The organism is Achromobacter sp. KK8, from assembly GCF_054188005.1.
Window position 1 is genome coordinate 3,457,918 of the sequence record NZ_CM135178.1, and the last position, 24,876, is coordinate 3,482,793.

Sequence of the window (24,876 nt, forward strand, 5' to 3'; positions counted from 1 at the left end):
GGCGGCGCCCGCGGCCCGATCCGGGCCCAATTGCGGCAAATTGCGCTAAATCCGCCGGTAAAGTTGGGCAGGCCATCGCTAAAAGGCTTTATGATTCCGCCTTTTGGTACTCCTGTAACTTACGGCATATAGCTGGGGGGCTGGTAATGAAACTACGGGCGGGAATGCGCTGGGCGCTGGGGACGATGCTGGTCGCGGCAGCCACGTCGGCGGCGGTGGCGCAGAACAAGGTCGTCAACGTCTACAACTGGGCCGAATACACGGCCCCGGACACGATCCCCGGTTTCGAGAAGGAAACCGGCATCAAGGTCCGTTATGACGTCTACGACAGCAACGACACGCTGCAGGCCAAGCTGCTGGCCGGCAAATCGGGTTACGACGTCGTTGTCCCGTCCACGCATTACGCCTCGCGCCAGATCGAGGCCGGCCTGTTCCAGAAGCTGGACAAGTCCAAGATCCCCAACTGGAAGTACCTGGATCCCGACGTCATGGCGCTGGTCGCCTCGGTCGATCCTGGCAACGAATACGCCATTCCCTGGGGCTATGGCACCAACGGCCTGGGCTACAACGTCACCAAGGTCAGGCAGATCATGGGCGAGAACGCCGACCTGGCCAACTGGGACATGATCTTCAAGCCCGAGAACGCCGCCAAGCTCAAGGAGTGCGGCATCTCGATGCTGGACGAGGCCGCGCAGGTGTTCCCGGCCGTGCTCAAGTACCTGGGCAAGGACCCCAACAGCGCCAACCCGGACGACTACAAGGCCGCGCTGGACGTGCTCAAGCAGATCCGTCCGTACATCCGCCAGTTCAGCTCGTCGGGCTACATCGACGAACTGGCCGTGGGCGATCTGTGCATGGTCTACGGTTTCTCGGGCGACGTCATGATCGCCCGCAAGCGCGCCCAGGAGGCCAAGAAGCCTTATGAAGTGAACTACTTCATTCCCAAGGGCGGCGCCCCGGCCTGGTTCGACCTGATGGTCATCCCGAAGGACGCGCCGCATCCGGAAGAGGCCCTGGCGTTCATCAACTACATCGAGACGCCGCAGGTGCACGCCGCCATCACCAACACCATGTTCTACCCCAACGCCAACAAAGAGGCGCGCAAGTACGTGGTCAAGGACGTGGCCGACAACCCGATGATCTACCCGTCGCCCGAGGTCTCCAAGTCGCTGTATGTCATCAAGGCCCAGCCCTTGAACATCCAGCGCCTGCAGACGCGCATGTGGGCCGAGCTGAAATCGGGACGCTGAGCATCATGAGCGATAGCCGTTACTCGGCGCAGCATGCGGCCGACCCGGACGAGTTCGTCCGGGTCGCCGATGTGGTCAAGATCTTCGGCGACGTGGTCGCCGTCCGTTCCGTCAACCTCTCGGTCAAGCGCAACGAGATCTTCGCGTTGCTGGGCAGCTCCGGCAGCGGCAAGTCGACCTTGCTGCGCATGCTGGCCGGCTTCGAGGAAGCCACCTCGGGCCAGATCCTGCTCGATGGCGAGGACATCACCAACGTGCCGCCGTACCGGCGGCCGGTGAACATGATGTTCCAGTCGTACGCGCTGTTCCCGCACATGACGGTCGAGGCCAACGTAGCCTTCGGCCTGAAGCAGGAAGGCGTGGACCGCGCCGAAATCCACGACCGCGTGTTCGAGGCGCTCGACCTGGTGCAGATGGCCGGCTATTCGCGCCGCAAGCCCAACCAGCTGTCCGGCGGCCAGCAGCAGCGCGTGGCGCTGGCGCGCAGCCTGGTCAAGCGGCCCAAGCTGCTGCTGCTGGACGAGCCGATGTCGGCGCTGGACAAGCAGATCCGCCAGAAGACCCAGATCGAGTTGGTCAAGATCCTGGAGCAGGTCGGCGTGACCTGCATCATGGTCACCCACGACCAGGAAGAGGCCATGACCATGGCGCACCGCCTGGCGGTCATGACCGAGGGCCAGATCGTGCAGTGCGGCACGCCGCAGGACGTCTATGCCTTCCCGAACTCGCGCTTCGTCGCCAGCTTCATCGGCTCGACCAACATGTTCACCGGCACCATCGTGGTCGATGAACCCGACCACGTCGCCATCGAAAGCCCCGAACTGAGCCGCCCGCTGTACGTGAGCCACGGCGTCAGCGAGCCGCTGGGCATGGACGTGCACGTCTCCATCCGCCCCGAGCGCATGGTGGTGTCGCGCGAACAGCCGGCGGGCGAATACAACTGGGCCCACGGCATGGTCAGCCACATGGCATGGATGGGCAGCTACGCGCTCTACCAGATCCGCCTGGATTCCGGCGCCATGGTCGAGGCCAGCGTGCCCAGCCTGCAACTGGCCCAACTGGACGCCCCGGGCATCGACGAAGAGATCTTCGTCAGCTGGGACGCCGACAGCGCGACGGTGCTGGCGTCATGAGCCGCTTCTCGCCCCGCGACTGGCTGCCCTCGGGCCGGACGCTGGCGGTGGTGCCGCCGTTCGCCTGGCTGGTGCTGTTCCTGCTGGTGCCGTTCCTGCTGGTGTTCAAGATCAGCTTCGCCGAGCTCAAGTTCGGCATTCCGCCGTACACCTCGCTGGCCGAATTCAAGGACGAGGCGGTGCAGTTCAGCCTGCACCTGCGCGGCTACATCCTGCTGTTCACCGACAGCCTGTATTTCGCCACCTACCTCAGTTCGGTAAAGATCGCGGCCATCACCACGCTGGCCTGTGTGCTGATCGGCTATCCCATCGCCTACTACATCGCGCGATCGTCGCCGCGGGTGCGCAACCTGCTGCTGCTGGGCGTGATCCTGCCGTTCTGGACCTCGCTGCTGCTGCGCGTGTACGCCTGGGTCGGCATCCTGCGCAACGACGGTCTCTTGAACAACTTCCTGCAATGGCTCGGCATCATCTCCAGCCCATTGGAGATCTACCGCACCGACCTGGCCGTGTATATCGGCATGGTCTATGCCTACCTGCCATTCTTCATCCTGCCGCTGTATGCCACGCTGGTGAAGATGGACCTGCGCCTGCTGGAAGCCGCCTACGACCTGGGCGCCAGGCCCTGGCAGGCGTTCTGGCAGATCACCGTGCCGCTGTCGCGGCAGGGCGTCATCGCCGGCGCCATGCTGGTGTTCATCCCGGCGGTCGGCGAATACGTCATTCCCGAAATGCTGGGCGGCGCCAACACGCTGATGATGGGCCGCGTCATGTGGAACGAGTTCTTCAACAATACCGACTGGCCGATGGCCTCTGCGGTGACCTGCGTGATGGTGCTGCTGTTGCTGGTGCCGCTGGCGCTGTTCCAGTACAACCAGGTCAAGCAGCAGGAACTGGCCAACGGGGGGCGCAAATGAACGGTCCCAACAAGACCTTGCGCGCGGTGGTGCTGGGGCTGGGCTACTTCTTCCTGTACGTGCCCATCATCAGCCTGATGGTGTTCTCGTTCAACGAATCGCCCGCCGTGACCTCCTGGACCGGTTTCTCGTTCCGCTGGTATCACTCGCTGTTCAACGACGACGCGTTGCTGCGCGCGGCCTGGCTGTCGTTCCGCATCGCCGCCATGACCGCCACCGCGGCCGTCATCATCGGCACCTGGGCCGGCTACGTGCTGGGACGCATGGGCCGTTTCCGCGGCTTCGCGCTGTACGTGGGCATGCTGAGCGCGCCGCTGGTGATCCCCGAAGTGGTGCTGGGCATCTCGCTGCTGCTGATGTTCGTGGAGTTGCGCGGCCATCTGGGCTGGCCGGCCGAGAACGGCATCTTCACCATCTGGGTCGGCCACGTGACGCTGTGCATGGCCTTCGTGGCGGTGGTGATCCAGACCCGCATCCGCGACCTCGACCGTTCGCTGGAAGAAGCCGCGCTGGACCTGGGCGCCACGCCCATCACGGTGTTCTTCAAGATCACGCTGCCGCTGATCGCGCCGGCACTGGCCTCGGCCTGGCTGCTATCCTTCACGTTGTCGCTGGACGACGTGGTGCTGGCGTCGTTCCTGTCCGGCCCCAGCTCCAGCACGCTGCCGATGGAAGTCTTCTCGCGCGTGCGCCTGGGCCTGAAACCCGAGATCAATGCGTTGGCGACGCTGTTCATCCTGGCGGTGGGCACCTGCGTCATCCTGGCCAACCGCATGCAATGGCGCAAGGAGTCCGAACCCAAATGAAGCAAACCACCCTGTATGGCCTGACCAAGTGCAGCACCTGCGTCAAGGCGCGCGAGTGGCTGACCGCGCACGGCGTCGACCACCAGTTCATCGACTACCGCGACCATCCGGTGCCGGCCGCCACCCTGAAGGAATGGGCCGGCCAGCTCGGCGGCTGGGAAAAACTCGTCAACCGCGCTTCCATGACCTGGCGCAACCTGCCGGACGATCGCAAGACGGCCAGCACCGACGCGCAGTGGACCAAGCTGATCGCCGAGTTCCCGGCACTGGTGCGCCGCCCGGTAGCGGTCACGCCGGATGGCGAAGTCGGCGTCGGCTTCAGCGAAAAGCGCTACGGCGAACGCTTCGCCTGACGCCGTGGCGGGCAAGCCCGACAAGGCATCGCGCGGCGCCGGCAAGGCGTTGCCCGATGCCTTTTTCAATCGCGACGCGCGCCAGCTGGCGCGCGAACTGCTGGGCAAGGTGGTGCGCCACCGGGTCGACGGCCTGTGGCTGTCGGCGCGCATCATCGAGACCGAGGCCTACTACCTGGAAGAGAAGGGCAGCCATGCTTCGCTCGGCTATACCCACAAGCGCCGCGCCCTGTTCATGGACGGCGGCGTGGTCTACATGTATTACGCGCGCGGCGGCGACTCGCTCAATTTCAGCGCGGGCGGGCCGGGCAACGCGGTGCTGATCAAGTCCGGCTATCCCTGGGTCGACGCGCTCTCGGGCCCCGAGGCGCTGGCCCGCATGCAGGCCTTGAATCCCGATGCCCAGGGCCGTCCGCGCCTGCCGGCGCGCCTGTGCGCGGGCCAGACGCTGCTGTGCCGCGCGCTGGGCCTGAAGGTGCCGGACTGGGATGCGCGGCGCTTCGACCCCGACGCGCTGTACGTCGAAGACGTGGGCGAATCGCCGCAGGCATTGATCAGCACCGCCCGGCTTGGCATCCCGCCCGGGCGCGACGAACACCTGGAATACCGCTACGTCGATCCGGCCTATGCGGCCTGGTGCACGCGCAACCCCTTGCGTCGCGGGCAAGTGGCCGGACGGGACTATCACTGGGTCGACCGGCAGGGGGCGCCGCTCAAGCAGGCGCCCTGAGGCGGGTGCGGCGCGCTTGCCGCCGGGCCGCGGCCTTCAGCCCTGGGGGCCGGAGCCGCCCGTGCCCGCCTGTTGCGCCGCCTTGCGGGCGCGCTCGGCCATGCCGGCCCGCATCTCGGCGTATTTGCGTTGGATGCGCCGGCGGTTGATGCGCTTGCTCCACGCATAGATGGGCACCAGCGGCAAGACACCGAACCCGTCGATCAGGAACAGCCCCGACCGGCCTTCCGCGTTCTGGCCACAGGCGATGTTGCTGGCGGTCAGGTCGTGCAGCACCACGTGCGCGTCGGCCAGGTCCTCGATGAACTCATCCAGTTGCGCCGACAGGGCCGCATCCATTGTTCCCTGGGGCGCCAGGTCCGCCAGGGTGGGGGCGATATTGCCCGCTTCATCGGTGATTTTCTCGACCAGCAGGCCCAGGCCCAGTGTGGTCTGGGCCACGCCCAGAATGCGCGCCATCGGCACCTGCCAGACGCCGGACGGGCGCGTGGTCGTGGTGACGTATTCCGTGATTTCGTTCAGGTAGACGCGATAGGCGCTTTCGCGCTGGTATTGCTTGTACCAGCGCTTGAACGGCCGGGCTTCGAGGTAAATCGCGCGCGCCTGCATGTCCATGACCTTGACCAACAGGGAAGGGGCATGGGGATGCTGGAAGATATGACGGTCCCCGCCCACCGCGACCGGAGTTTCGTCATTGAGATTCAATGGACCGAAAATCGATTCGAAGGCGACGGGAGGCGGACAGTACGTGGGGAAATCAGCTGTATTCAACTGTTTTTAAGGTTTATACATACGTTGTTAACAGTTTAATGCTGTTGTTTGCTTTTGGTTTTTTCTGCGTGCCGGGAAAGTCGTTTCGGATAGCTACAGAGGGCCGGGTATGCCGCCCTATAATTTCACGCGCCCGGCGTGGGCGCGCAGCGTTGAGGGTCCGTTTTGTCAAACGAAGTTCTGCTCTGGGTCGCCGCCGGCGGCGCGGTACTGGCCTGCCTGGCGGCCCTGATGGCCTGGCTGTCGCGCCCGGCTCGCGATGATCGCCTGGACGCCTTGCTGGACGGCCTGGAACGCACCGAGCGCGCGCTGCGCGCCGATATCGCCGAGGGCCAGCGCGGTCTGCGCGCCGAGTTCTCGGAATCGACCCGCGGCCTGCGGCAGGAACTGGCGCAATCCCACGGCGAGCTGCGCGCGGCGCTGACCCGCGATGCCCAGGCGGCGCGGGTGGAATCGGCCGAATCACTGGCGCGCTTCGCGGCCGGGTTCAACGAGCAGTTGCAAGGGCTGATACAGATCAACGAGCGGCGCCTGATGGAGGTGCGCGAGACGGTCGATCAGCGTTTGCAAGCGTTGCAGAATGACAACAGCGCCAAGCTCGATGATATGCGTCGCACGGTCGACGAGAAGCTCCACGCCACCCTGGAGCAGCGCCTGGGGGAATCATTCAAGCAGGTTTCCGACCGCCTTGAAGCGGTGCACAAGGGATTGGGCGAAATGCAGGCGCTGGCCGCGGGCGTGGGCGACCTGAAACGGGTCCTGACCAACGTCAAGTCGCGCGGCACCTGGGGCGAAGTGCAATTGGCGCGCCTGATCGAAGACAACATGACGCCGGAGCAGTACGCCAGCAATATCAAACCGGTGCCGGGCAGCGACGCGGTGGTCGAATTCGCCATCCGCCTGCCGGGGCGCGGCGATGGCGGCATGCCCGTCTGGCTGCCGATCGACGCCAAGTTTCCCAAGGAAGAGTACGAGCGCCTGATGGATGCGCAGGAGGCGGCCGACGCCGAGGGCGTGAAGGCGGCCGGTGCTGCCTTGGCCAAGGCGGTCGAACTGCAGGCGCGCCTGATCGCCACCAAGTACGTGGCGCCGCCGCACACCACGGATTTCGCCATCATGTTCCTGCCCACCGAAAGCCTGTATGCCGAAGTGTTGCGGCGCCCGGGGCTGCTGGATCGACTGCACGACCTGCGTATCAACGTGGCCGGGCCCAGCAACCTGGCGGCGCTGCTCAACAGCCTGCAGATGGGCTTTCGCACGCTGGCCATCGAGCAACGCTCGTCCGAGGTCTGGCAGGTGCTGCGCGCGGTCAAGACCGAATTCGGCAAATTCGGTGACGCGCTGGCCGGCGTGAAGAAGACCCTGGACACCGCCAGCAGCAAGATCGGCCAGACCGAGGTGCGCACGCGCGCCATGCTGCGCAATCTGAAAAGCGTCGAAGCGCTGCCCGAAGCCGAGGCGCTGCGCCTGCTGGGCGGCGAAGGCGCCGCCGACGAGACCGCGGCCGAGGGCGACGCGCCCGCGGCGCCCGCTTCCGGCGCCTGACAGGCGCGCCCGGCTGCCGGCCTTACGCGCCTGCGTCGCCGCGCCGCCATCAGCGGCCATCGCCCGGGCGCCGTTTCCCCCCCGCGGCCCGGCGTGGCGCCCTCCGGGGCCGAGCTTGTGACCCGGGCGCTCTGCCGATATCCTCATACTTGCGGCATTCCGCCGTCGATATCTGGAGCATCGTAAGCATGGGCACGGCTGACCGAGTTGATTCCTCTTCCTTCGACGCGATGGCGCTGGGCGCCGAGATCGCCCAGGGGGCCACCACGGCGCAGGCCGCGATGCAACAGGCGGTGGAACGGGTGGCGGCGCGCAATCCGTCGATCAACGCGGCGTGCGGCGTGCAGGCCGAGCTGGGCCTGGACCTGGCCCGCGCGCTGGACGATGAGCTGGCGACGCTGACGGCCGAGCAGCGGCTGGCGCTGCTGCGCGAGCGTCCGTTCCTGGGCGTGCCGACCTTGCTCAAGGACCTGGGCACCGCCGCGCTGGGGTTGCCCAGCGCCATGGGCTCGGTGCTGTATGGCCAGGTTGAATGGAATGTCGACGCTGAAATCGTCAAGCGCTATCGCCGCGCCGGCCTGATCCCTTTCGGCCGCAGCACCAGCGCCGAACTGGGCCTGAGCCCCACCAGCGAATCGCCGGTCTACGGCGCGCCGACCCAGAACCCCTGGAAGGCCGGCCACAGCGCCGGCGGTTCCAGTGGCGGGGCAGGGGCGGCGCTGGCCAGCGGCATGGTGCGCATCGCCCATGGCAGCGACGGCGGCGGCTCGATCCGCATTCCGGCCTCGTGTTGCGGCGTGCTGGGCCTGAAGCCGTCGCGCGGCATGATGCCGCTGGGGCCGCTCAAGGGCGAGGGCTGGGGCGGCCTGGCGACAGAACACATGATGACGCTGTCGGTGCGCGATTGCGCGGCGGCGCTGGATATCAGCGCCGGCGCCGACGTCGGCGCGCCGTATGCGGCGCCGGCCAGGCCAGGCGAATCCTATCGCGACATCGTGGCGCGGGTGTCGGCGGATCCGCGCTCATCGCCGCGCCGCCGCATTGCCTATATCAACACCACCTACGAAGGCGAAGCGATCCATCCCGAGGTCGCGGCGGCGGTCGACGAGGCCGCGCGCCTGTTCGCCGGCCTGGGCCACGAACTGGTGGTGGCCGCGCCGCCGGTGGGTTCCGAGGAAGTGCTGTCGCCGATGCTGCCGCTGATCGCCAGCGCCGCCGCCAATGCCATCGACAGCTTCGTCGGCGCGCGCAATCGTCGTCTTGCCGCAGACGAATTGCAGCCGACCACGCTGGGCGCGCGCGAGTACGCCCGCGCGATTTCCGGCGCGCAGTACGTGGCTTGCGTCGATACCTGCCACGAGATCACGCGCCGCATCGGCCGCTTCCTGCATCGCGAGGGCACGCAGGGCCACGACCTGTTCCTGTCGCCGGTGTTGGCGCAACTGCCGGCGCCCATCGGCCGCTATGCGATGGACAACGCCGATTACCTGGCCTATCGCCTGGGCAAGAAGGGCGTGATCGGCTATTCGCCGTTCGCGCCGTTGGCCAACCTGACGGGCATGCCCGCCATTTCCATTCCGTTCGGCCTGTCGGCCGACGGCCTGCCGATCGGCATCCAGGTCATGGGCCCGCTGGGCAGCGAGGCCTGGCTGCTGGAACTGGCCGCCCAGGTCGAGGCCCTGCGGCCCTGGCAGCGGGTGGCGCCCATCGCCAGATAGGCCGCCGGGCGGGGCGCGCCGGCAAGCACGGCGCATCAACGAAGAGGAGCCAGCATGCCGTCGTTCGTGACCCATACCGTACTCAACCAGGTCCCGCCCCTGGAAGACTATTCGCTGTTCGAGACCGACCCGGCGTTGCGCGAGGCGGCGGTCCGCGAGGGCGCTGGCGCCTGGCTCGGCGACCTCGGCGCGCATGGGGCCTGGCTCGGCCGCGCCCAGACCCTGGCCGCCGGCGTCGACGCCAACCGCTATCCGCCGCGGCTGCGGGCCTATGACCGGACCGGCCATCGCATCGACCATGTCGATTTCCATCCCGCCTGGCAATTGTTGATGAGCGGCATCGTGGCGCGCGGCCTGCACAGCCGCGCCTGGGCCCAGCCGGTGCCGGGGGCGCAGGTGGCGCGGGCGGCGGCCTACCTGATGCAAGGCCAGGTCGAGGCCGGCACGCTGTGTCCCACCACCATGACCTTTGCCGCCGTGCCTCTGCTGCAACGCGAGCCGGCGGGCGTGATCGACTACATCGGCGATTGGCTGCCCGCGCTCTATTCGCGCGAATTCGACGGCGCCGACGCGCCGCTGGCCGGCAAGCGCGGCGCGCTGATCGGCATGGGCCTGACCGAGAAGCAGGGCGGTTCCGACCTGCGCGCGGTCACGACACGCGCCGCGCCGCTGGGCGCGATCGGGCGCGGTTGCGCCTATTTGCTGGTGGGCCACAAATGGTTCTTCTCGGTGCCGCAGGCCGACGCCCATCTGGTGCTGGCGCAGACCGACGAGGGCCTTGGCTGCTTTCTGGTGCCGCGCTGGATTCCGGAAGGCCCGCGCAACGCGGTCCGCATCCGGCGCCTGAAGGACAAGCTGGGCAATCACAGCAATGCCAGCGCCGAGGTCGAGTTCGAGGACGCGTGGGGCGTCATGGTCGGCGAACCCGGGCGCGGCCTGGCGGTGCTGCTGGAGATGGCCGCCACCACCCGCCTCGATTGCGTGCTGGGCAGCGCCGCGTTGCTGCGCCAGGCCCTGGTGCAGTCGCTGCACCATGCCTGCCACCGCCAGGCTTTCGGCAAGCCGTTGCTGGCGCAGCCGCTGATGCGCAATGTGCTGGGCGACCTCGCGCTGGAGTCGGAGGCCGCCCAGGCGCTGGCGCTGCGCCTGGCGCGCGCGGTGGACGAGCGTGGCGACGCCGGCGCGCGCGCGCTGGCGCGGGTCGGCACGCCCGCCGCCAAGCTGTGGGTCTGCAAGCGCGCGATCGCGGCGGTGGCCGAATGCATGGAGGCATGGGGCGGCAACGGTTACGTCGAAGAGGGACCGATGCCGCGGCTGTATCGCGAAACGCCGGTCAATTCCATCTGGGAAGGGTCCGGCAATGTCATGGCGCTGGATGTGCTGCGTGCCTTGCAGCGCGAGCCCGAGGCGCTGCCCGCGCTGGAAGGCGAGTTCGCCCCGGCCCTCGGCCAGTACCGCGAGTTCGATGCCGCGCTGGCGCGGTGGCGCGCCCTGTTGGCGGACCCGGCGCAGGCGGAGTTCCAGGCCAGGCGCATCGCCTGCGGCCTGGCGTGCCTGTGGCAGGCGGCGCTGCTGATCCGGCACGCGCCGGGGCCGGTGGCGCAGGGGTTCGTCGGCAGCCGCCTGGGGGGAGTGGGCGGCGTGTTCGGCGAGCTGGGGGGGGGCCTGGACGTCGGGACGATCCTGGCGCGGGCTTGGCCGGCGGCGGCCGCATGCTAAATTTCCCGGCTTCAACCACCTTTTTTCCGCATCGCCATGCTCTCCCAGCAAGAACTCAAGCAGCAAGCCGCCGACGCCGCCCTGGAACTCGTTGAACAGGTCGCCGGCCCCGACGTCATCATCGGCGTCGGCACCGGCTCCACGGCCGATCTCTTCATCGACGGCCTGGCGCGTTTCAAGGGTCGGATCGGCGGCACGGTCGCCAGCTCCGAGCGCAGCGCCGCGCGGCTGGCCGGCCATGGCCTGAAAGTGCTGGACCTGAACGACGTCACGTCGATGCCGATCTACGTCGATGGCGCCGACGAGATCGACGCCAACCTGCACATGATCAAGGGCGGCGGCGGCGCGCAGACGCGCGAGAAGATCGTTGCCTCGGTGGCCGACCGCTTCGTCTGCATCGTCGACGAGTCCAAGTTGGTCGAGGTCATGGGCAAGTTCCCGCTGCCGATCGAAGTCATTCCGATGGCGCGCGAGGCGGTGGCCCGCGCCATGACGGCCATGGGCGGCCAGCCGCGCCTGCGCGAGGGCTTCGTGACCGACAACGGCAACATCATCCTGGACGTGGCCGGCCTGTCGATCACCGATGCGCCCGGCCTGGAAGCCCGCGTCAACAATCTGCCCGGCGTGGTCACCTGCGGCCTGTTCGCGATCGCCGGCGCCGACGTGGCGCTGCTGGCCACGCAGAACGGCATCCGCCGCCTGGACCGCCGCGCCTGAGTGGGCATGGCCGACCGCCCTTGCGGGCGGTCCGGCCGCGATTCATAATCCTGTCACACTTGGGTCATAACCTTGCGGGTTGTGCAGGCCCACACACGAAACGCTTTCTTATCGGGGCAATGCAATGAGATCAACCACGCAGGGAGCCCGGATGACGGAGCATACAAACAAGCAGTTCGACGCTGACCTGGAAAGCGTCCGTTCGCAATTCTTGCAAATGGGCGGCGTGGTCGAAGCCATGATCCAGGAGGCCATCGATGCGCTGGCCAGCGGCGATCTGACGCTGGTTGAGAAAGTGCGCGAGCGCGAGAAGGAAGTCAATCGCCACGAAGTGGAGATCGACGAAAGCATCAGCCGCATCCTCGCCCGCCACCAGCCCACCGCGATCGACCTGCGCATGCTGATGGCCGTGTCCAAGATGCTGACGGACATGGAGCGTTCCGGCGACGAGGCCGAGAAGGTGGCCACCGTGGCCCGCCGCATCCACGAGTCCGAAGTCCGCCACATCCCGGTGATCGAACTGCGCCACATGGCCGCCAACGTGCGCACCATGCTGCACCAGGCGCTGGACGCCTTCGCCCGCCTCGACCCCATCCTGGCCGCCGCCGTGGTGCGCAGCGACAAGGAAGTGGACAAGGAATGGAAGGGCGCGTTGCGCCACCTGATCACCTACATGATCGAAGACCCGCGCACCATCTCGGGCGCCATCGACATGATCTTCATCGCCCGCGCCCTCGAACGCATCGGCGACCATGCCAAGAACATGTCCGAGCGCGTGATCTACATGGTCAAGGGCGCGGACGTGCGCCACACCGGCGTCAAGAACACCGAGCGCCTGGCGCGCGGCGAAGAGGATACCCCCGGGCAGGACGACTGATCGCCGCGGCGGCCGCGCCGCCCGTCCTGCCGGGAGGCAACAGAAAAAGCCCCACGCTCCGCCGCTGCGCGGGTCGCTGCCCCCCCGAGGGGACGTTTTTGCCTTGGGGCGGCCCGGCGGCAAAAAACCCCAGGCGCCACGGCGCGCTGGGGTTTTTTTACGTGTCCGGCCGCCTACAGCGGCAACTCGGCGCCCTGGCACAGGCGCGGGTCCGGTACGCCCGACTTGCCGGCGTTGATGCGCCCGGCCAGCCGCCGGCCGAAGGCCGGCAGGCCCTGGGCGCTGACGTCCAGGTCGTACCAGCCTTCGCAACCGGCGTATTTCAGTTCCAGCGCGCCGCCGGCCTGCACATGGGCCATGGCGCGCCAACCGTCGCCCATGCGTGATTCGATCTGCACCGGCAGGTGGGTGTCGCCGTGGTTGATGAGGCGCAGGCGAATGCCGGAGGTCACCGGCACCAGCTGCGTTTCCAACAGGCCGGCATCCCGGGTGTCGCCGCGGAACCTGCGGTGGAAGCCGTCCGGACCCAGCAGCCACAGGTCATAGGCGCCTTCGGCGTCGAGACGCCAGCCGTCGTCCAGCCGCGCGCCGGCGCCGACGGTGTAGCGGCGCGGGGCGCGCTCCAGCGCCCGGCGGTCGTAGACGTGCAGCACCGCGCCCGCCGTGCCCGGGTTGCGGAAGGTCAGGCGGTAGTGTTCGCCGTCGGCGGTCATGCGGCCCACGGCCTCCAGGGCATAGGGCAGGGCGCAGGTGTGGCGCGCGCTGTCGGCGTGCAGCGTGGCGCGGTCGCCGGCGAAATCGAAGGCCGAGGTCAGGTCGCCGGCCACGGCGCGGCGCCAGGCGCTGATGTTGGGCTCGGCCACGCCGAAGCGGGCCTCCAGGAAGCGGATCACAGAGGTGTGGTCGAACACTTGCGAATTGACCCAGCCGCCGCGGCTCCACGGCGACACCACCAGCATCGGCACGCGCGGCCCCATGCCGAAGCCGCGGCCATGCAGGGCGGCGGGGTCGTCCGGGGTGGCGGCGCTGGGGCCGTGGCGGGTGTCGTGGTATTCGCCATCCAGCTCCACCGTCGACAAGCCGCCCGAGCGGCCGTCGGTCTCGCGCGTGGGCGGCGCGGGCGGTGGCATATGGTCGAAAAAGCAATCGTTCTCGTCGTAGGTGACGAGGAATACACAGCCACTCCAGACGGCGGGGTTGCGCGTCAGGATCTCGAGCACGCGTTCGGTGTAGGCGCCGCCCTGGCGCGGCGACGAGACCTCGGGATGTTCGGAGTCGGCGGCGGGAGCGATGATCCAGGAGACCTGCGGCAGCGTACCCTGTTCCACGTCATGCGCCAGGTCGTCCAGGGTGTGGGTGGACAGGCCCCGGTCGCGTAGCGGCGCGTCGGCGCCGCCGGCCTCGTGCTGGCGCCGGTACTGGCGGAAGCCGGCGAGCGGGTTGTCGTGGAAGTTGTCCGCCATGTCCTGGTAGATGCGCCAGTCGATGCCGGCGGCCTGCAGGCGTTCAGGATAGGTGGTCCACCCGTAGCCCTGGTCGGCCGGGCCGAGCCGGTCGAAGGTGTTGACCAACGCCGGTCCGCCAGCGCGTCCCAGTGGGTCATTGGTGCCGGTCCACAGGAACAGGCGGTTCGGATTGGTGCCGGCCTGGACCGAGCAGTGGTAGGCATCGCACAGTGTGAAGGCATTGGCCAACGCCGTCTGGAACGGCACTTCGGCGGGGCGGTAGGCGCCCATGCCCAGGCGGCGCTTGGCGGCCAGCCATTGGTCCATGCGGCCGTCGTTCCAGGCGCGCTGGGCGTCGTCCCAGGTATGCGGAGTGATGTAGCCCACGGGCGTGTCGCTGGCGTACTCGCCTTGCAGCGCATAGGGGCGGACTCGCTCGGCGCCGTCGGCTTGTGTCAGGACATCGCCGGCCGGGGTGGGCACCGGATGCGGATCGGCAAAGCCGCGCACGCCGGGCAGGCTGCCGAAATAGTGGTCGAAGGACCGGTTTTCCTGCATCAGGATGACGACGTGCCGCACGTCGTGGAGCGTGCCGTGCTTGCGGTCGGGAGCCACCGCCAGCGCGCGCCGGATGGCCGGGGGCAGGTCGGAGGAAGAGGCGGAACTCGGATCTTCTTTCATGACAGCGTTAATACGGCCAGCAATAATGGAATCTTAAGCCAGCCACGGGCATGGCCGGATCGACCGGCCAGAAGCACGAAGCCCCTCGCGGACGAGGGGCTTCGCAGGAGGGGCCGCGCGCGCGGCGCGGCGCGATCAGGCCGAGGGCGGAACGTAGCCCTGGGCTTCGACGCTGCCGTCCTCGAACAGGAAGCGTTCCATCTGCTGCTGCAGGTACTTGCGGGCGCGGGCGTCGGCCAGGTTCAGGCGGTTTTCATTGACCAGGCGGGTCTGCACCTGCTTCCACTCTTCCCAAGCTTCCTTGGAAATGCTTTGCCAGATGCGGGTGCCGAGTTCGCCGGGGTAGGGCGGAAAATCCAGCCCTTCGGCTTCACGCTTCAATTTCACACAGTTGACGGTACGGGCCATGGTTCGCTGCCGGAAAGAATGGGTAATGCGCCATTTTAGCGGGCTTGGCGCCGGAAGGCCGCCAAGCCCCTGCGGGCACTGCGGTTAGGCCTCGGGGGCCAGCCCGGGGCGGGGCCGCGTCACAGCTTCTTGATGAACACCAGGCTGTTGCGCGAACGGTTGTAGTTGTTCTGTTTTTCGCGCGGCAGGTCGGCGATGCCGCCCTGCACGAAGCCGCGCTTCATGAACCAGTGCGAGGTGCGCGTGGTCAGCACGAACAGCCGCTTGGCGCCGCTGGCGCGGGCGCGCGATTCCATGTGGCGCAGCAGGATCTCGCCCTCGCCGGACCCCTGCCATTCGGGGTGCACGATCAGGCAGGCCATCTCGGCCATGTGATCCTCGGGGAAGTTGTGCAGCGTGGCGCAGCCGTAGATCACGCCGTCGTGCTCGAGCACGGTGAAGTTCTCGACGTCGCGCTCGATCACGCTGCGCGGGCGCGGCACCAGCGTGCCGTCGGCTTCCAGCGGCTCGATCAGGCTGAGGATGGCGCCAACGTCATCGAGCGTGGCCGGGCGCAGGTCGTCCAGCGTGTCCTCCACCACCATGGTGCCGACGCCATCGTGAGTGAAGATCTCCAGCAGCACGCTGCCGTCCAGCGCGAACGGCACCAGGTGGGCTCGGGCCACGCCGCGCTTGACCGCCAGCGACGCGTATTGCAGGTAGGCGCCGGTTTCCTCGTCCAGCGAGCCGCCCGCCAGCAGCGCGTCGGCATCGACGCGGGCCAGTTCGGTGTCGACCGAGCCGTCGTCATTGAGCACGCCCTGGCCGCTGGACAGGAAGATCAGCTTTTCGGCGCGCAGCGCCACGGCCACGCTGGTGGCCAGGTCTTCCATGGCCAGGTTGAAGGCGTCGCCGGTGGGCGAGAAGCCCAGCGGCGACAGCAGCACTACCGACGAACCCTTTTCGATGGCGAACTTGAGCGCGTCGACGTCGATCTTGCGCACCTGGCCGGTGTGCTTGTAGTCCACGCCGTCCAGCACGCCGGTGGGGCGGGCGGTGACGAAGTTGCCCGAAATGACGCGGATGTGCGCGTGCGACATCGGCGTGTTGGGCAGGCCCTGGCTGAAGGCGGCCTCGATGTCCAGGCGGATCTCGCCGGCGGCTTCCTTGGCGCATTCCAGCGCGGCCGCGTCGGTGGGCGCCAGGCCGCGGTCGAACTGTTGGGTGAAGCCCTTCAGGCGCAGCTGTTCGTTGACCTGGGGGCGCGAGCCATGCACCAGCACCAGGCGGATGCCCAGCGACGACAGCAGCGACAGGTCCTGCACCAGCGCGTTCAGCGCCCCGGCCTGCACCAATTCACCGCCAAACGCCACCACGAAGGTCTTGCCTCGGAACGCATGCACGTAGGGCGCGACGTCTCGGAACCATCGGACGAACTGGGCAGGGGCGAATTCGGGGGCTTCAAGGGCGGAGACGGTGTCTGGTTCCAGGTCGGGCATGATGGGTGGGGCGATTCCTGAGAGTGGCAACAACGCGGCCCAGGGGCCGCGTCAACGCGCCGTCATGGGACGGCGTGGCGAAATTATATGACCGGCGGCCGTTTATATAATAGGCAGCTAACCGGACAAATCGTACATGCCAGAATCTTCCCGCCCGCGGCCGCCCGTGCCGGCCGACGGGCCGACCCGGGGCCCCCGCAAGCCGCGTGCCGATGCCGCGGCCCCGGCGGCCCGCCAGGCGCCCCGCCCCGAGCGGCCCATTCCCGCCGTGACCTACCCCGAAGACCTGCCCGTCAGCGCGCGGCGCCAGGAAATCGCGCGCGCCATCGCCGGCCATCAGGTGGTCATCGTCAGCGGCGAGACCGGCTCGGGCAAGACCACCCAATTGCCCAAGATCTGCCTGGAACTGGGCCGCGGCCGCCAGAAGATGATCGGCCACACCCAGCCGCGGCGGCTGGCCGCCACCTCGGTGGCCAAGCGCATCGCCGAGGAACTGAACACGCCGATGGGCGAGGTGGTGGGCTACCAGGTGCGTTTCAACGACCGCACCGGCCCCAATGCGTCGATCAAGCTGATGACCGACGGCATCCTGCTGGCCGAGTCGCAGCGCGACCCGCTCCTGCGCCGCTACGACACCATCATCATCGACGAGGCGCACGAACGCAGCCTGAACATCGACTTCCTGCTGGGCTATCTCAAGCAGCTGCTGCCGCGCCGTCCCGACCTGAAAGTCATCATCACGTCGGCCACCATCGACGCCGAGCGCTTCGCCCGCCATTTCGCCGCGTCCGAGGACAAGCCGGCGCCGGTGATCGAGGTCTCGGGCCGGTTGTATCCGGTCGAGGTGCGCTACCGTCCGGTGCGCGAGGAAGCCGCCGAGGACGAGGCCGCGCCCGCCAGGCCGGGCCGCGACCGCGAGCGCATGTCGGGCGACGAGGAACGCGACCTGATCGACGCCATCGTCGACGCGGTCGACGAATGCGCCCGCCACGGCCCCGGCGACGTGCTGGTGTTCCTGCCGGGCGAGCGCGAGATCCGCGAATCGGCCGAAGCGCTGCGCAAGCGCCACCCGGCCGGCACCGAGGTACTGCCGCTGTACGCGCGCCTGTCGCAGGCCGAGCAGGAACAGATCTTCCATCCGCGCGGCAACGCGCGCCGCATCGTGCTGGCCACCAATGTGGCCGAAACCTCGCTGACGGTGCCCGGCATCCGCTTCGTGGTCGACAGCGGCCTGGCGCGCGTCAAGCGCTATTCGTGGCGCAACAAGGTCGAGCAGCTGCGCATCGAACCGGTCAGCCGCGCCTCGGCCAACCAGCGCGCCGGCCGTTGCGGCCGGGTCGGCCCCGGTGTCTGCATCCGCCTCTACGACGAAGTCGACTTCAACGCCCGCGCCGCCTTCACCGACCCCGAGGTGCTGCGTTCCTCGCTGGCGTCCGTGATCCTGCGCATGAAGTCGCTCAAGCTCGACGACATCGAGCAGTTCCCGTTCGTCGAGGCCCCGCCCGGGCGCGCGGTGGCCGACGGCTACCACCTGCTGCAGGAACTGGGCGCGATCGAACTGGCGGCCGCCGATGATGGCGACGACGCCAGCCGCACCGGCGCCTCGTTCGTCCTGACCCAGACCGGCCACGAACTGGCCAAGCTGCCGGTGGACCCGCGCATCGGCCGCATGATCCTGGCCGCGCGCGAGCACCAGTGCCTGGCGGAAATGCTGATCATCGCTTCGGCGCTGTCGGTGCAGGACGCGCGCGACCGGCCCATGCAGGAACGCGAGGCGGCCGAAGCCGCGCACGCCAAGTTCGCCGACGACAAGTCCGAATTCATCTCCTTCCTCAAGCTGTGGCGCTGGTACGGCGAGCAGGTGCAGCACAAGGCCTCGCAGCGCAAGCTGGTGGGCCTGCTGCGGCAGAACTTCCTGTCGCCCATCCGGCTGCGCGAATGGCACGACGTCCATACCCAGCTGGCCGCCCTGGTGGGCGAGCAGGGCTGGCGCGTCAACCAGGTCGAGGCCACCTACGAACAGCTGCACATGGCGCTGCTGTCGGGCCTGTTGGGCAACATCGGCTTCAAGAGCGACGAGGGCGGCCACTACCAGGGCGCCCGCGAGATCCGCTTCCACATCCATCCGGGCTCGCGCCTGGTGAAGAAGGCCGGCCGCTGGATCGTCGCCGCCGAGCTGGTCGAGACCACCCGCCTGTATGCGCGCTGCGTGGCGCGCATCGATCCGGTCTGGCTGGAAAAGGTCGGCGCCCATTTGATCCGCAAGAACTGGTCGGACCCGCGCTGGGAAAAGAAGGCCGGCCAGGTGGTGGCCAACGAACGCGCCACGCTCTACGGCCTGACCATCTACACCGGCCGCCGCATCCAGTACGGCCGGGTCCATCCGCGCGAGGCGCGCGAGCTGTTCATCCGCCAGGCGCTGGTGCCGGGCGAGATCGACACGCGCCTGGCCTTCGTGGCCCACAACCGCAAGCTGATCGCCGGCATCGAGAAACTTGAGCATCAGACCCGCCGCCCCGACATCCTGGTCGATGACGAGCTGATCTACGCCTTCTATGACCGCCAGCTGCCGGCCGACATCTCGCAGACCGCGACGCTTGAAAAGTGGGTCAACGGCCTCGACAAGGCCGAAGCCGCCAAGCTGCTGCTGACGCGCGACGAACTGATGCGGCACGAGGCCGCCGGCGTCACCACCGACGTCTTCCCCAAGAAGGTGGAGTGGCAGGGCGTGTCGATGGCGCTCGATTACCACTTCGAGCCTGGCTCGCCGCGCGACGGCGTGACGCTGGCGGTGCCGCTGTTCGCCCTGAACCAGATCGATCCGGCGCGCTGCGAATGGCTGGTACCCGGCATGCTCAAGGAGAAGGTGCACCTGCTGCTCAAGTCGCTGCCGCAGAAGCTGCGCCGCCACTGTGTGCCGCTGCCCGACTACGCCGCCGGCTTCTACGACCGCTGGTTCGAGCGCCTGGGCGACCCGCAGACCGGCCTGGTGGACGCTCTGATCGCCGACATGTGGGACCAGGTGCAGGTGCGCCCGGCCGCCGCCGACTTCAAGCTCGAGACGCTGCCGGCGCACCTGTTCATGAACTTCCGCGTGGTCGACGAGCACGGCCGCATGCTGGCCGCCGGCCGCAACCTGGCGCAGTTGCGCGCCGAGTTCGGCAAGCAGGCCCAGGCCACCTTCCAGCAGTTGGCCGCCAGCGACACCCAGGTGGCGCAGGCGCTGGCGCACGAGAACCTGACCGCCTGGACCTTCGGCCCGCTGCCGGAGATCATGGAGATCAAGCGCCGTGGCCAGTCGGTCATCGGTTACCCGGCGCTGGTCGACCGCGGCGCGCATTGCGACCTGGACGTGTTCGACGACCCGGACGAGGCCCGCAAGGCGCACCGCGCCGGCCTGCTCAAGCTGTTCCGGCTGGGCCTGCGCGAGCAGGTCAAGTTCCTGGAAAAGAACCTGGCCGACCTGACCAGGATCAGCATGCTCTACATGACGCTGGGCACGCAGGAAGAACTGCGCGACCAGATCATCGACTGCGCCCTGGGCCAGGCCTGCCTGGCCGAGCCCTGGCCGGTCAACGAGCAGCAGTTCGAGGCGCGCCGGGCCGAGGGCAAGGGCCGGCTGGGCCTGCTGGCGCAGGAGGTGGCGCGCCTGGCGGGCACGATCCTGACCGAATACGCGGCCCTGCAGCGCAAGCTGCCGCAGGCCAAGCCGCACGCCGCGGCCTATGCCGACCTGCAGCAGCAGCTGGGGGCGCTGATGCCCAAGTGGTTCATCCGCGACACCCCTTACCCCCAGCTGTCGCATTTCCCGCGCTACCTGAAGGCGGCGGTGGCGCGCATCGACAAGCTGCGCGCCGATCCGGGCCGCGATGCCAAGCTGGTGGCCGAGATGGCCCCGCTCGTGACCCAGTACCAGCGGGCCCGCTCGGCCCTGAAGGGGGCGCCCGACCCGCGCCTGGACGAGTTCCGCTGGTTGCTGGAGGAGCTGCGGGTAGCCCTGTTCGCGCAGGAATTGCGCACGCCGATGCCGGTGTCGGTCAAGCGCCTGATGAAAAGCTGGGAATCCCTGCAGCGCTGATCTTGCAGGTTCAGGCGTGGCCGGCGCGGCCCCGTCAACCGAGGAATACGGGGCGGCGCGAGCCGTCCCGTATTACCGCCAGATTTCAGTCGTTTTCTGTTCAGTGACGCGTCATCTGGTTATGCTTCAATGCGCGGGCCTTCACCCCCCGCTCCCTGGAGCATTGCCGACATGTTCGAGCTCTTCAGCACCCGGACGCGCCCGTCCGCGTCGTCCCGCTCCACGCCCAATCGCTGGGACTGGGCGCTCCTGCCCCTGGTGCTGGTGGTGCTGGCCGCGATGGCCTATGGCGCCTCGCAGATGAGCCGCCCCTTCGCCGTCGGCGAAGAACTGCCGATCTCGCTGGATCCGATCTACCTGCCGTACTACCTGCTGCGCACCATCCTGCGGATGTTCACGGCGCTGGCCTTTTCGCTGCTGTTCAGCTTCGTCTTCGCGGCCATCGCGGCCAAGTTCCGCACCGCCGAAAAAGCCATGATCCCGATGCTGGACATCCTGCAATCGGTGCCCATCCTGGGTTTCCAGGCCATCGCCATCGCGCCCTTCATCGCGCTGTTTCCCGGCAACCTGCTGGGCGTGGAGTGCGCGGCGATCTTCGCCATCTTCACCTCGCAGGCCTGGAACATGGCGTTCAGCCTGTACCAGTCGATGCGCACCGTGCCGGCCGAGCTGAACGAGGCCGCGCGGGTGTTCCGGCTGTCCGGCTGGCAGCGTTTCTGGCGCCTGGAGCTGCCGTACGCCACCCCGGGCCTGTTGTGGAACATGATGATGGCCATGTCCGGCGGCTGGTTCTTCCTGGTGGCGGCCGAGGCCATTTCGGTGGCCGGCCAGGACATCAAGCTGCCCGGCATCGGCTCTTACATCGCGGTGGCCATCGACGCCGAAAACGGCCGCGCCATCGCCTGGGCCATCGGCGCCATGATGGCCGGCATCCTGCTCTACGACCAGTTGTTCTTCCGGCCGCTGCTGGCCTGGGCCGACAAGTTCCGCTTCGAGGAATCGCAGGCCGACGTGGCGCAACAGTCCTGGTTGCTGGACTGGACCCGCCGCAGCCGCTGGATGCAGGCCCTGTCGAACATGTTCTGGGCGCGGATGCGGCGCGCGCTGGGCTGGTTCAGCGTGCCCTACGACGGCACCTCGATCCGTGCCCGCGCCAAGGCGCCGGACCCGCGCTGGACCCGCATATGGGATTCGCTGCTGGCCGCGGCCGCGCTGCTGGCGACCTACAAGCTGGTCGTGTTCGTGCACCAGGAAGTGGGCTGGGGCGAGGTGCTGCACGTGGTCGGCCTGGGCGGCATCACCCTGGCGCGGGTGATGGTGCTGATCGGACTTGCGTCGCTGATCTGGGTGCCGATCGCGGTCTGGATCGGCCTGCGGCCCCGGTATTCGCAACGGGTGCAGGCGGTGGCGCAGTTCCTGGCGGCGTTCCCGGTCAACCTGCTGTTTCCGGCCGTGGTGTTCGTGATGGTGGCGTTCAAGCTCAATCCGAACATCTGGCTCAGCCCGCTGATCATCTTCGGCACCCAGTGGTACATCCTGTTCAACGTGGTGGCGGGCGCCTCGACCATTCCCAATGAATTGCGCCTGGCGGCCGGCAACCTGGGCCTGAAGGGCTGGCTGCTGTGGCGCCGGGTCTACCTGCCGGCGGTGTTTCCCAGTTTCATCACCGGCGCCATCACCGCCAGCGGCGGCTCCTGGAACGCCAGCATCGTGGCCGAGTACGTGTCCTGGGGCAATACCTCGCTGGTGGCCGACGGCCTGGGCAGTTACATCAAGCAGATGACCGAGCAGGGCGATTTCCACCGCATCGCGCTCGGCATTGGCGTCATGAGCATTTTCGTCATGCTGCTGAACCGGTTTTTCTGGCGCAAACTGTATTTGCTGGCCGAAGACCGCGGCCGGTAGGAGTCTCCATGCCTTCCAATTTCCTGATTGAACTGCACGATGTCGGCAAATCGTTCCGCGCCGCGGATGGCACTGCCCGGCACGTGCTGGAACACGTGGACTTCACGCTGCGCGAAGGCGAGATCGTGGCCCTGCTGGGCAAGTCCGGTTCGGGCAAGTCGACCCTGCTGCGCATCATGGCGGGGCTGGTCAACGCCGACCAGGGCACCGTCACCTACCGCGGCCAGCCGGTGTACGGCCCCGCGGCAGGCATCGCCATGGTGTTCCAATCGTTCGCGCTGTTCCCGTGGCTGACCGCGCAGCAGAACGTCGAACTGGGGCTGGAAGCCCAGGGCGTGGCGCCGGCCGAGCGCGCCAGGCGCGCCGACGCGGTGCTGGACCTGATGGGGCTGGGCGGTTTCGGCGGGGCCTTGCCGCGCGAGCTGTCCGGCGGCATGCGCCAGCGCGTGGGCATCGCCCGCGCCCTGGTCATGAATCCCGACGTGCTGCTGATGGACGAGGCCTTCTCGGCCCTGGACGTGCTGACCGGCGAAACGCTGCGCGACGACATGCTCGAACTATGGGACGAGAGCCGCATCTCGACCAAGGGCATCCTGATCGTGTCCCACAACATCGAGGAAGCGGTCATGATGGCCGACCGCATCATCGTGTTCTCCAGCGACCCCGGCCGCGTCCGCAGCCAGGTGCAGATCGGCCTGCCGCGGCCGCGCAACGCCGATTCGCCGCAGGTGCGGGCGCTGATCGACGAGGTCTACGCGCTGATGACGCAGCGCCCGGCGCACGACATGCCGACGCCGCGCCAGCAGGGCCTGGGCTACCGCTTTCCGCATACCGAGGTCGAGCGCATGGAAGGCGTGCTCGACGTGCTGGCCGAGGCGCCGTTCAATGGCCGCGCCGACCTGCCCAAGCTGGCCGAGGAAGCCGAGATATCCGACGACGACCTGCTGCCGGCCTGCGAAGCGCTGGGCTTGTTCGGGCTGGCCCAGATCGACAAGGGCGACATCTACCTGACGCCGCTGGGCCAGCGCTACGTGCAGGCCGACCAGGACCAGAAGCAGGCCATCTTCGGCCGCCAACTGCTGGCCCACGTGCCGCTGGCCGCGCATATCCGCCACAGCCTGGAACAGGAACCCGCCGGCGAGCTGCCGGAAAGGAATTTCCTGGATTCGCTGGAGGAATTCCTCAAGCCCGACGAAGCCGAGCGCGTGCTGAAGATCGCGGTGGAGTGGGGCCGCTATGGCGAGATCTATGGCTACGACTACCACACCGGCCTGTTGAGCTTGCCGGAGCGCGCCGCGGGGTAGGGTGGGGGAGCGGCGGGCCGGACGGCCCGCCGTGGTGGCGTGATGACCGCGCGATCCGCGCGGTCGGCCCGATCACAGGGCGATGAAGCCCGCGATCACCAGGATGATCAGGCCGTACTTGGTGGCCTTGTAGACGTTGCGGTTCCAGGCCTTGAAGGCCTTGCGCTTCTGGTCGATGACCCAGTGCGCATGGGTCAGCTTGTTGATGGCGCCGGTCTGGTCGCCGCCGTCGTTGGGCGAGCTGGCCGCCGACATCACCACGCGGCCGAACCAGCGGTTGAAGGCCTCGGCCCAGCCCCACTTGAGCGGCCGCTCGACGTCGCAGAACAGGATGATGCGGTTCTGGTCGGTGTGGTTGTAGGCCTCGTGCACGTAGGTCTCGTCGAACACCACGCTTTCGCCGTCGCGCCAGCTGTAGGATTCGCCGTCGACGATGATGTGGCAGCGGTCGTCGTTGGGCGTGGTCAGCCCCAGGTGGTAGCGCAGCGAGCCGGCGAACGGGTCGCGGTGGGCGTTGAGCTTGCCGCCCGGCGGCAGCTCGGCGAACATCGCCGCCTTGACCTTGGGCAGCGTCTTCAGGATGGCCACCGTCTTGGGGCACAGTTCCTCGGCCGAGGGGTGGCGGGCGTCATACCACTTCAGGTAGAAGCGCTTCCAGCCGTACTTGAAGAAGGAATTGAAGCCGATGTCGTTGTGGCTGTCGGCCGCCTTGATGCGGCGCAGCTCGGCCATCTGCAGGGCTTCGTCGCGGATCGTTTCCCAGTTGTCGTCCAGCACCTTGAGTTCGGCGATCTCGCTGGTGGTCAGGTAAGGGGTGGACGGCACGCGCGAGGTCAGCACCATGAAGGCGTTGACCGGCGCCAGCAGCACCGAGTGATCCAGCAGTTGCCGGCCCAGCGGCAGCTTGACGCGGCCACGGAAGTGCGCGAACAGGATGGCGGCAAGCCAGATCCCGGGTATCAGCCATTTCATACGTAAATCTCGTCCTGCGGCGGGTGAGTCAGGTGCAATCGCCTATTGTTACACAGCGTCGCCGAACAG

Annotated in this window: 19 protein-coding genes; 14 read left to right on the top strand and 5 right to left on the bottom strand. The window is 67.8% G+C overall.

Features of this window, described 5'->3' with window-relative positions:
- Positions 1-146 precede the first annotated feature (146 nt).
- From ACVN9Z_RS15985 to ACVN9Z_RS16010, 6 genes are read left to right on the top strand one after another with little or no spacing between them, the layout of a single operon-like run.
- Complete coding sequence (locus ACVN9Z_RS15985) at positions 147-1,250, top strand: polyamine ABC transporter substrate-binding protein (RefSeq protein ID WP_054481112.1); 1,104 nt, start codon at positions 147-149, stop codon at positions 1,248-1,250.
- A 5-nt stretch (positions 1,251-1,255) separates the two neighbouring features.
- Entirely contained in the window at positions 1,256-2,383 is a 1,128-nt protein-coding gene (locus tag ACVN9Z_RS15990) for an ABC transporter ATP-binding protein (protein ID WP_006384057.1), read from the top strand.
- Positions 2,380-3,300: an ABC transporter permease subunit gene (locus ACVN9Z_RS15995; RefSeq protein WP_006384056.1), complete on the top strand. Its 921-nt coding sequence runs from the start codon at positions 2,380-2,382 to the stop codon at positions 3,298-3,300. The genes ACVN9Z_RS15990 and ACVN9Z_RS15995 overlap by 4 nt, the downstream gene beginning before the upstream one ends.
- Entirely contained in the window at positions 3,297-4,106 is an 810-nt protein-coding gene (locus tag ACVN9Z_RS16000; RefSeq protein WP_006384055.1) for an ABC transporter permease subunit, read from the top strand. The genes ACVN9Z_RS15995 and ACVN9Z_RS16000 overlap by 4 nt, the downstream gene beginning before the upstream one ends.
- On the top strand, positions 4,103-4,459 hold the full coding sequence (locus ACVN9Z_RS16005; RefSeq protein ID WP_006384054.1) for a Spx/MgsR family RNA polymerase-binding regulatory protein: 357 nt from the start codon (positions 4,103-4,105) through the stop codon (positions 4,457-4,459). Before ACVN9Z_RS16000 ends, ACVN9Z_RS16005 begins: the two co-directional genes overlap by 4 nt.
- 49 nt (positions 4,460-4,508) lie before the next feature.
- Positions 4,509-5,189 (top strand): DNA-3-methyladenine glycosylase, encoded by a 681-nt coding sequence (locus ACVN9Z_RS16010; protein ID WP_035181090.1) that lies wholly within the window; start codon positions 4,509-4,511, stop codon positions 5,187-5,189.
- Positions 5,190-5,225: 36 nt separating this feature from the next.
- Here ACVN9Z_RS16010 and ACVN9Z_RS16015 read toward each other — a convergent pair whose 3' ends face one another.
- A complete protein-coding gene (locus ACVN9Z_RS16015) occupies positions 5,226-5,960 on the bottom strand; it encodes a PhoP regulatory network YrbL family protein (protein ID WP_049058827.1) in 735 nt (244 codons plus the stop codon).
- A 231-nt stretch (positions 5,961-6,191) separates the two neighbouring features.
- On the opposite strand from ACVN9Z_RS16015, the gene rmuC reads away from it, so the two are divergent.
- The 5 genes from rmuC to phoU all read left to right on the top strand — a co-directional run bounded on the left by rmuC (position 6,192) and on the right by phoU (position 12,536).
- Entirely contained in the window at positions 6,192-7,505 is a 1,314-nt protein-coding gene (rmuC, locus tag ACVN9Z_RS16020; RefSeq protein WP_223203341.1) for a DNA recombination protein RmuC, read from the top strand.
- A gap of 188 nt (positions 7,506-7,693) precedes the next feature.
- The gene (locus tag ACVN9Z_RS16025; RefSeq protein WP_006384050.1) at positions 7,694-9,223 is read left to right on the top strand and encodes an amidase; all 1,530 of its coding nucleotides are present in this window, start codon (positions 7,694-7,696) and stop codon (positions 9,221-9,223) included.
- Between the two features lie 54 nt (positions 9,224-9,277).
- On the top strand, positions 9,278-10,942 hold the full coding sequence (locus ACVN9Z_RS16030) for an isovaleryl-CoA dehydrogenase (protein WP_458212390.1): 1,665 nt from the start codon (positions 9,278-9,280) through the stop codon (positions 10,940-10,942).
- A gap of 36 nt (positions 10,943-10,978) precedes the next feature.
- Positions 10,979-11,659, top strand: coding sequence for a ribose-5-phosphate isomerase RpiA (rpiA, locus tag ACVN9Z_RS16035; protein ID WP_049055496.1), 681 nt, complete (start codon positions 10,979-10,981; stop codon positions 11,657-11,659).
- 151 nt (positions 11,660-11,810) lie between these two features.
- Positions 11,811-12,536 carry a phosphate signaling complex protein PhoU gene (phoU, locus tag ACVN9Z_RS16040; protein ID WP_458212391.1) on the top strand — a complete coding sequence of 242 codons (726 nt, stop codon included), beginning with the start codon at positions 11,811-11,813 and terminating at the stop codon, positions 12,534-12,536.
- Between the two features lie 173 nt (positions 12,537-12,709).
- On the opposite strand, the gene ACVN9Z_RS16045 is transcribed toward phoU, so the two are convergent.
- The 3 genes from ACVN9Z_RS16045 to argA form a co-directional block, all read right to left on the bottom strand.
- Positions 12,710-14,662: a phosphocholine-specific phospholipase C gene (locus ACVN9Z_RS16045; protein ID WP_054440583.1), complete on the bottom strand. Its 1,953-nt coding sequence runs from the start codon at positions 14,660-14,662 to the stop codon at positions 12,710-12,712.
- Between the two features lie 135 nt (positions 14,663-14,797).
- Entirely contained in the window at positions 14,798-15,070 is a 273-nt protein-coding gene (locus ACVN9Z_RS16050; RefSeq protein WP_006384045.1) for an oxidative damage protection protein, read from the bottom strand.
- 119 nt (positions 15,071-15,189) lie between these two features.
- Positions 15,190-16,548 carry an amino-acid N-acetyltransferase gene (argA, locus tag ACVN9Z_RS16055; protein ID WP_006384044.1) on the bottom strand — a complete coding sequence of 453 codons (1,359 nt, stop codon included), beginning with the start codon at positions 16,546-16,548 and terminating at the stop codon, positions 15,190-15,192.
- Positions 16,549-16,684: 136 nt separating this feature from the next.
- Between argA and hrpA the strand changes: the two genes are divergently transcribed.
- The 3 genes from hrpA to ACVN9Z_RS16070 all read left to right on the top strand — a co-directional run bounded on the left by hrpA (position 16,685) and on the right by ACVN9Z_RS16070 (position 23,835).
- Complete coding sequence (hrpA, locus tag ACVN9Z_RS16060) at positions 16,685-20,626, top strand: ATP-dependent RNA helicase HrpA (protein ID WP_238879407.1); 3,942 nt, start codon at positions 16,685-16,687, stop codon at positions 20,624-20,626.
- Between the two features lie 171 nt (positions 20,627-20,797).
- Complete coding sequence (locus tag ACVN9Z_RS16065) at positions 20,798-22,531, top strand: ABC transporter permease (RefSeq protein WP_458212392.1); 1,734 nt, start codon at positions 20,798-20,800, stop codon at positions 22,529-22,531.
- Positions 22,532-22,539: 8 nt separating this feature from the next.
- The gene (locus ACVN9Z_RS16070) at positions 22,540-23,835 is read left to right on the top strand and encodes an ABC transporter ATP-binding protein (protein WP_241117560.1); all 1,296 of its coding nucleotides are present in this window, start codon (positions 22,540-22,542) and stop codon (positions 23,833-23,835) included.
- Positions 23,836-23,907: 72 nt separating this feature from the next.
- Here ACVN9Z_RS16070 and lpxO read toward each other — a convergent pair whose 3' ends face one another.
- Positions 23,908-24,807 carry a lipid A hydroxylase LpxO gene (lpxO, locus tag ACVN9Z_RS16075; RefSeq protein ID WP_020924404.1) on the bottom strand — a complete coding sequence of 300 codons (900 nt, stop codon included), beginning with the start codon at positions 24,805-24,807 and terminating at the stop codon, positions 23,908-23,910.
- Positions 24,808-24,876: the final 69 nt, after the last annotated feature.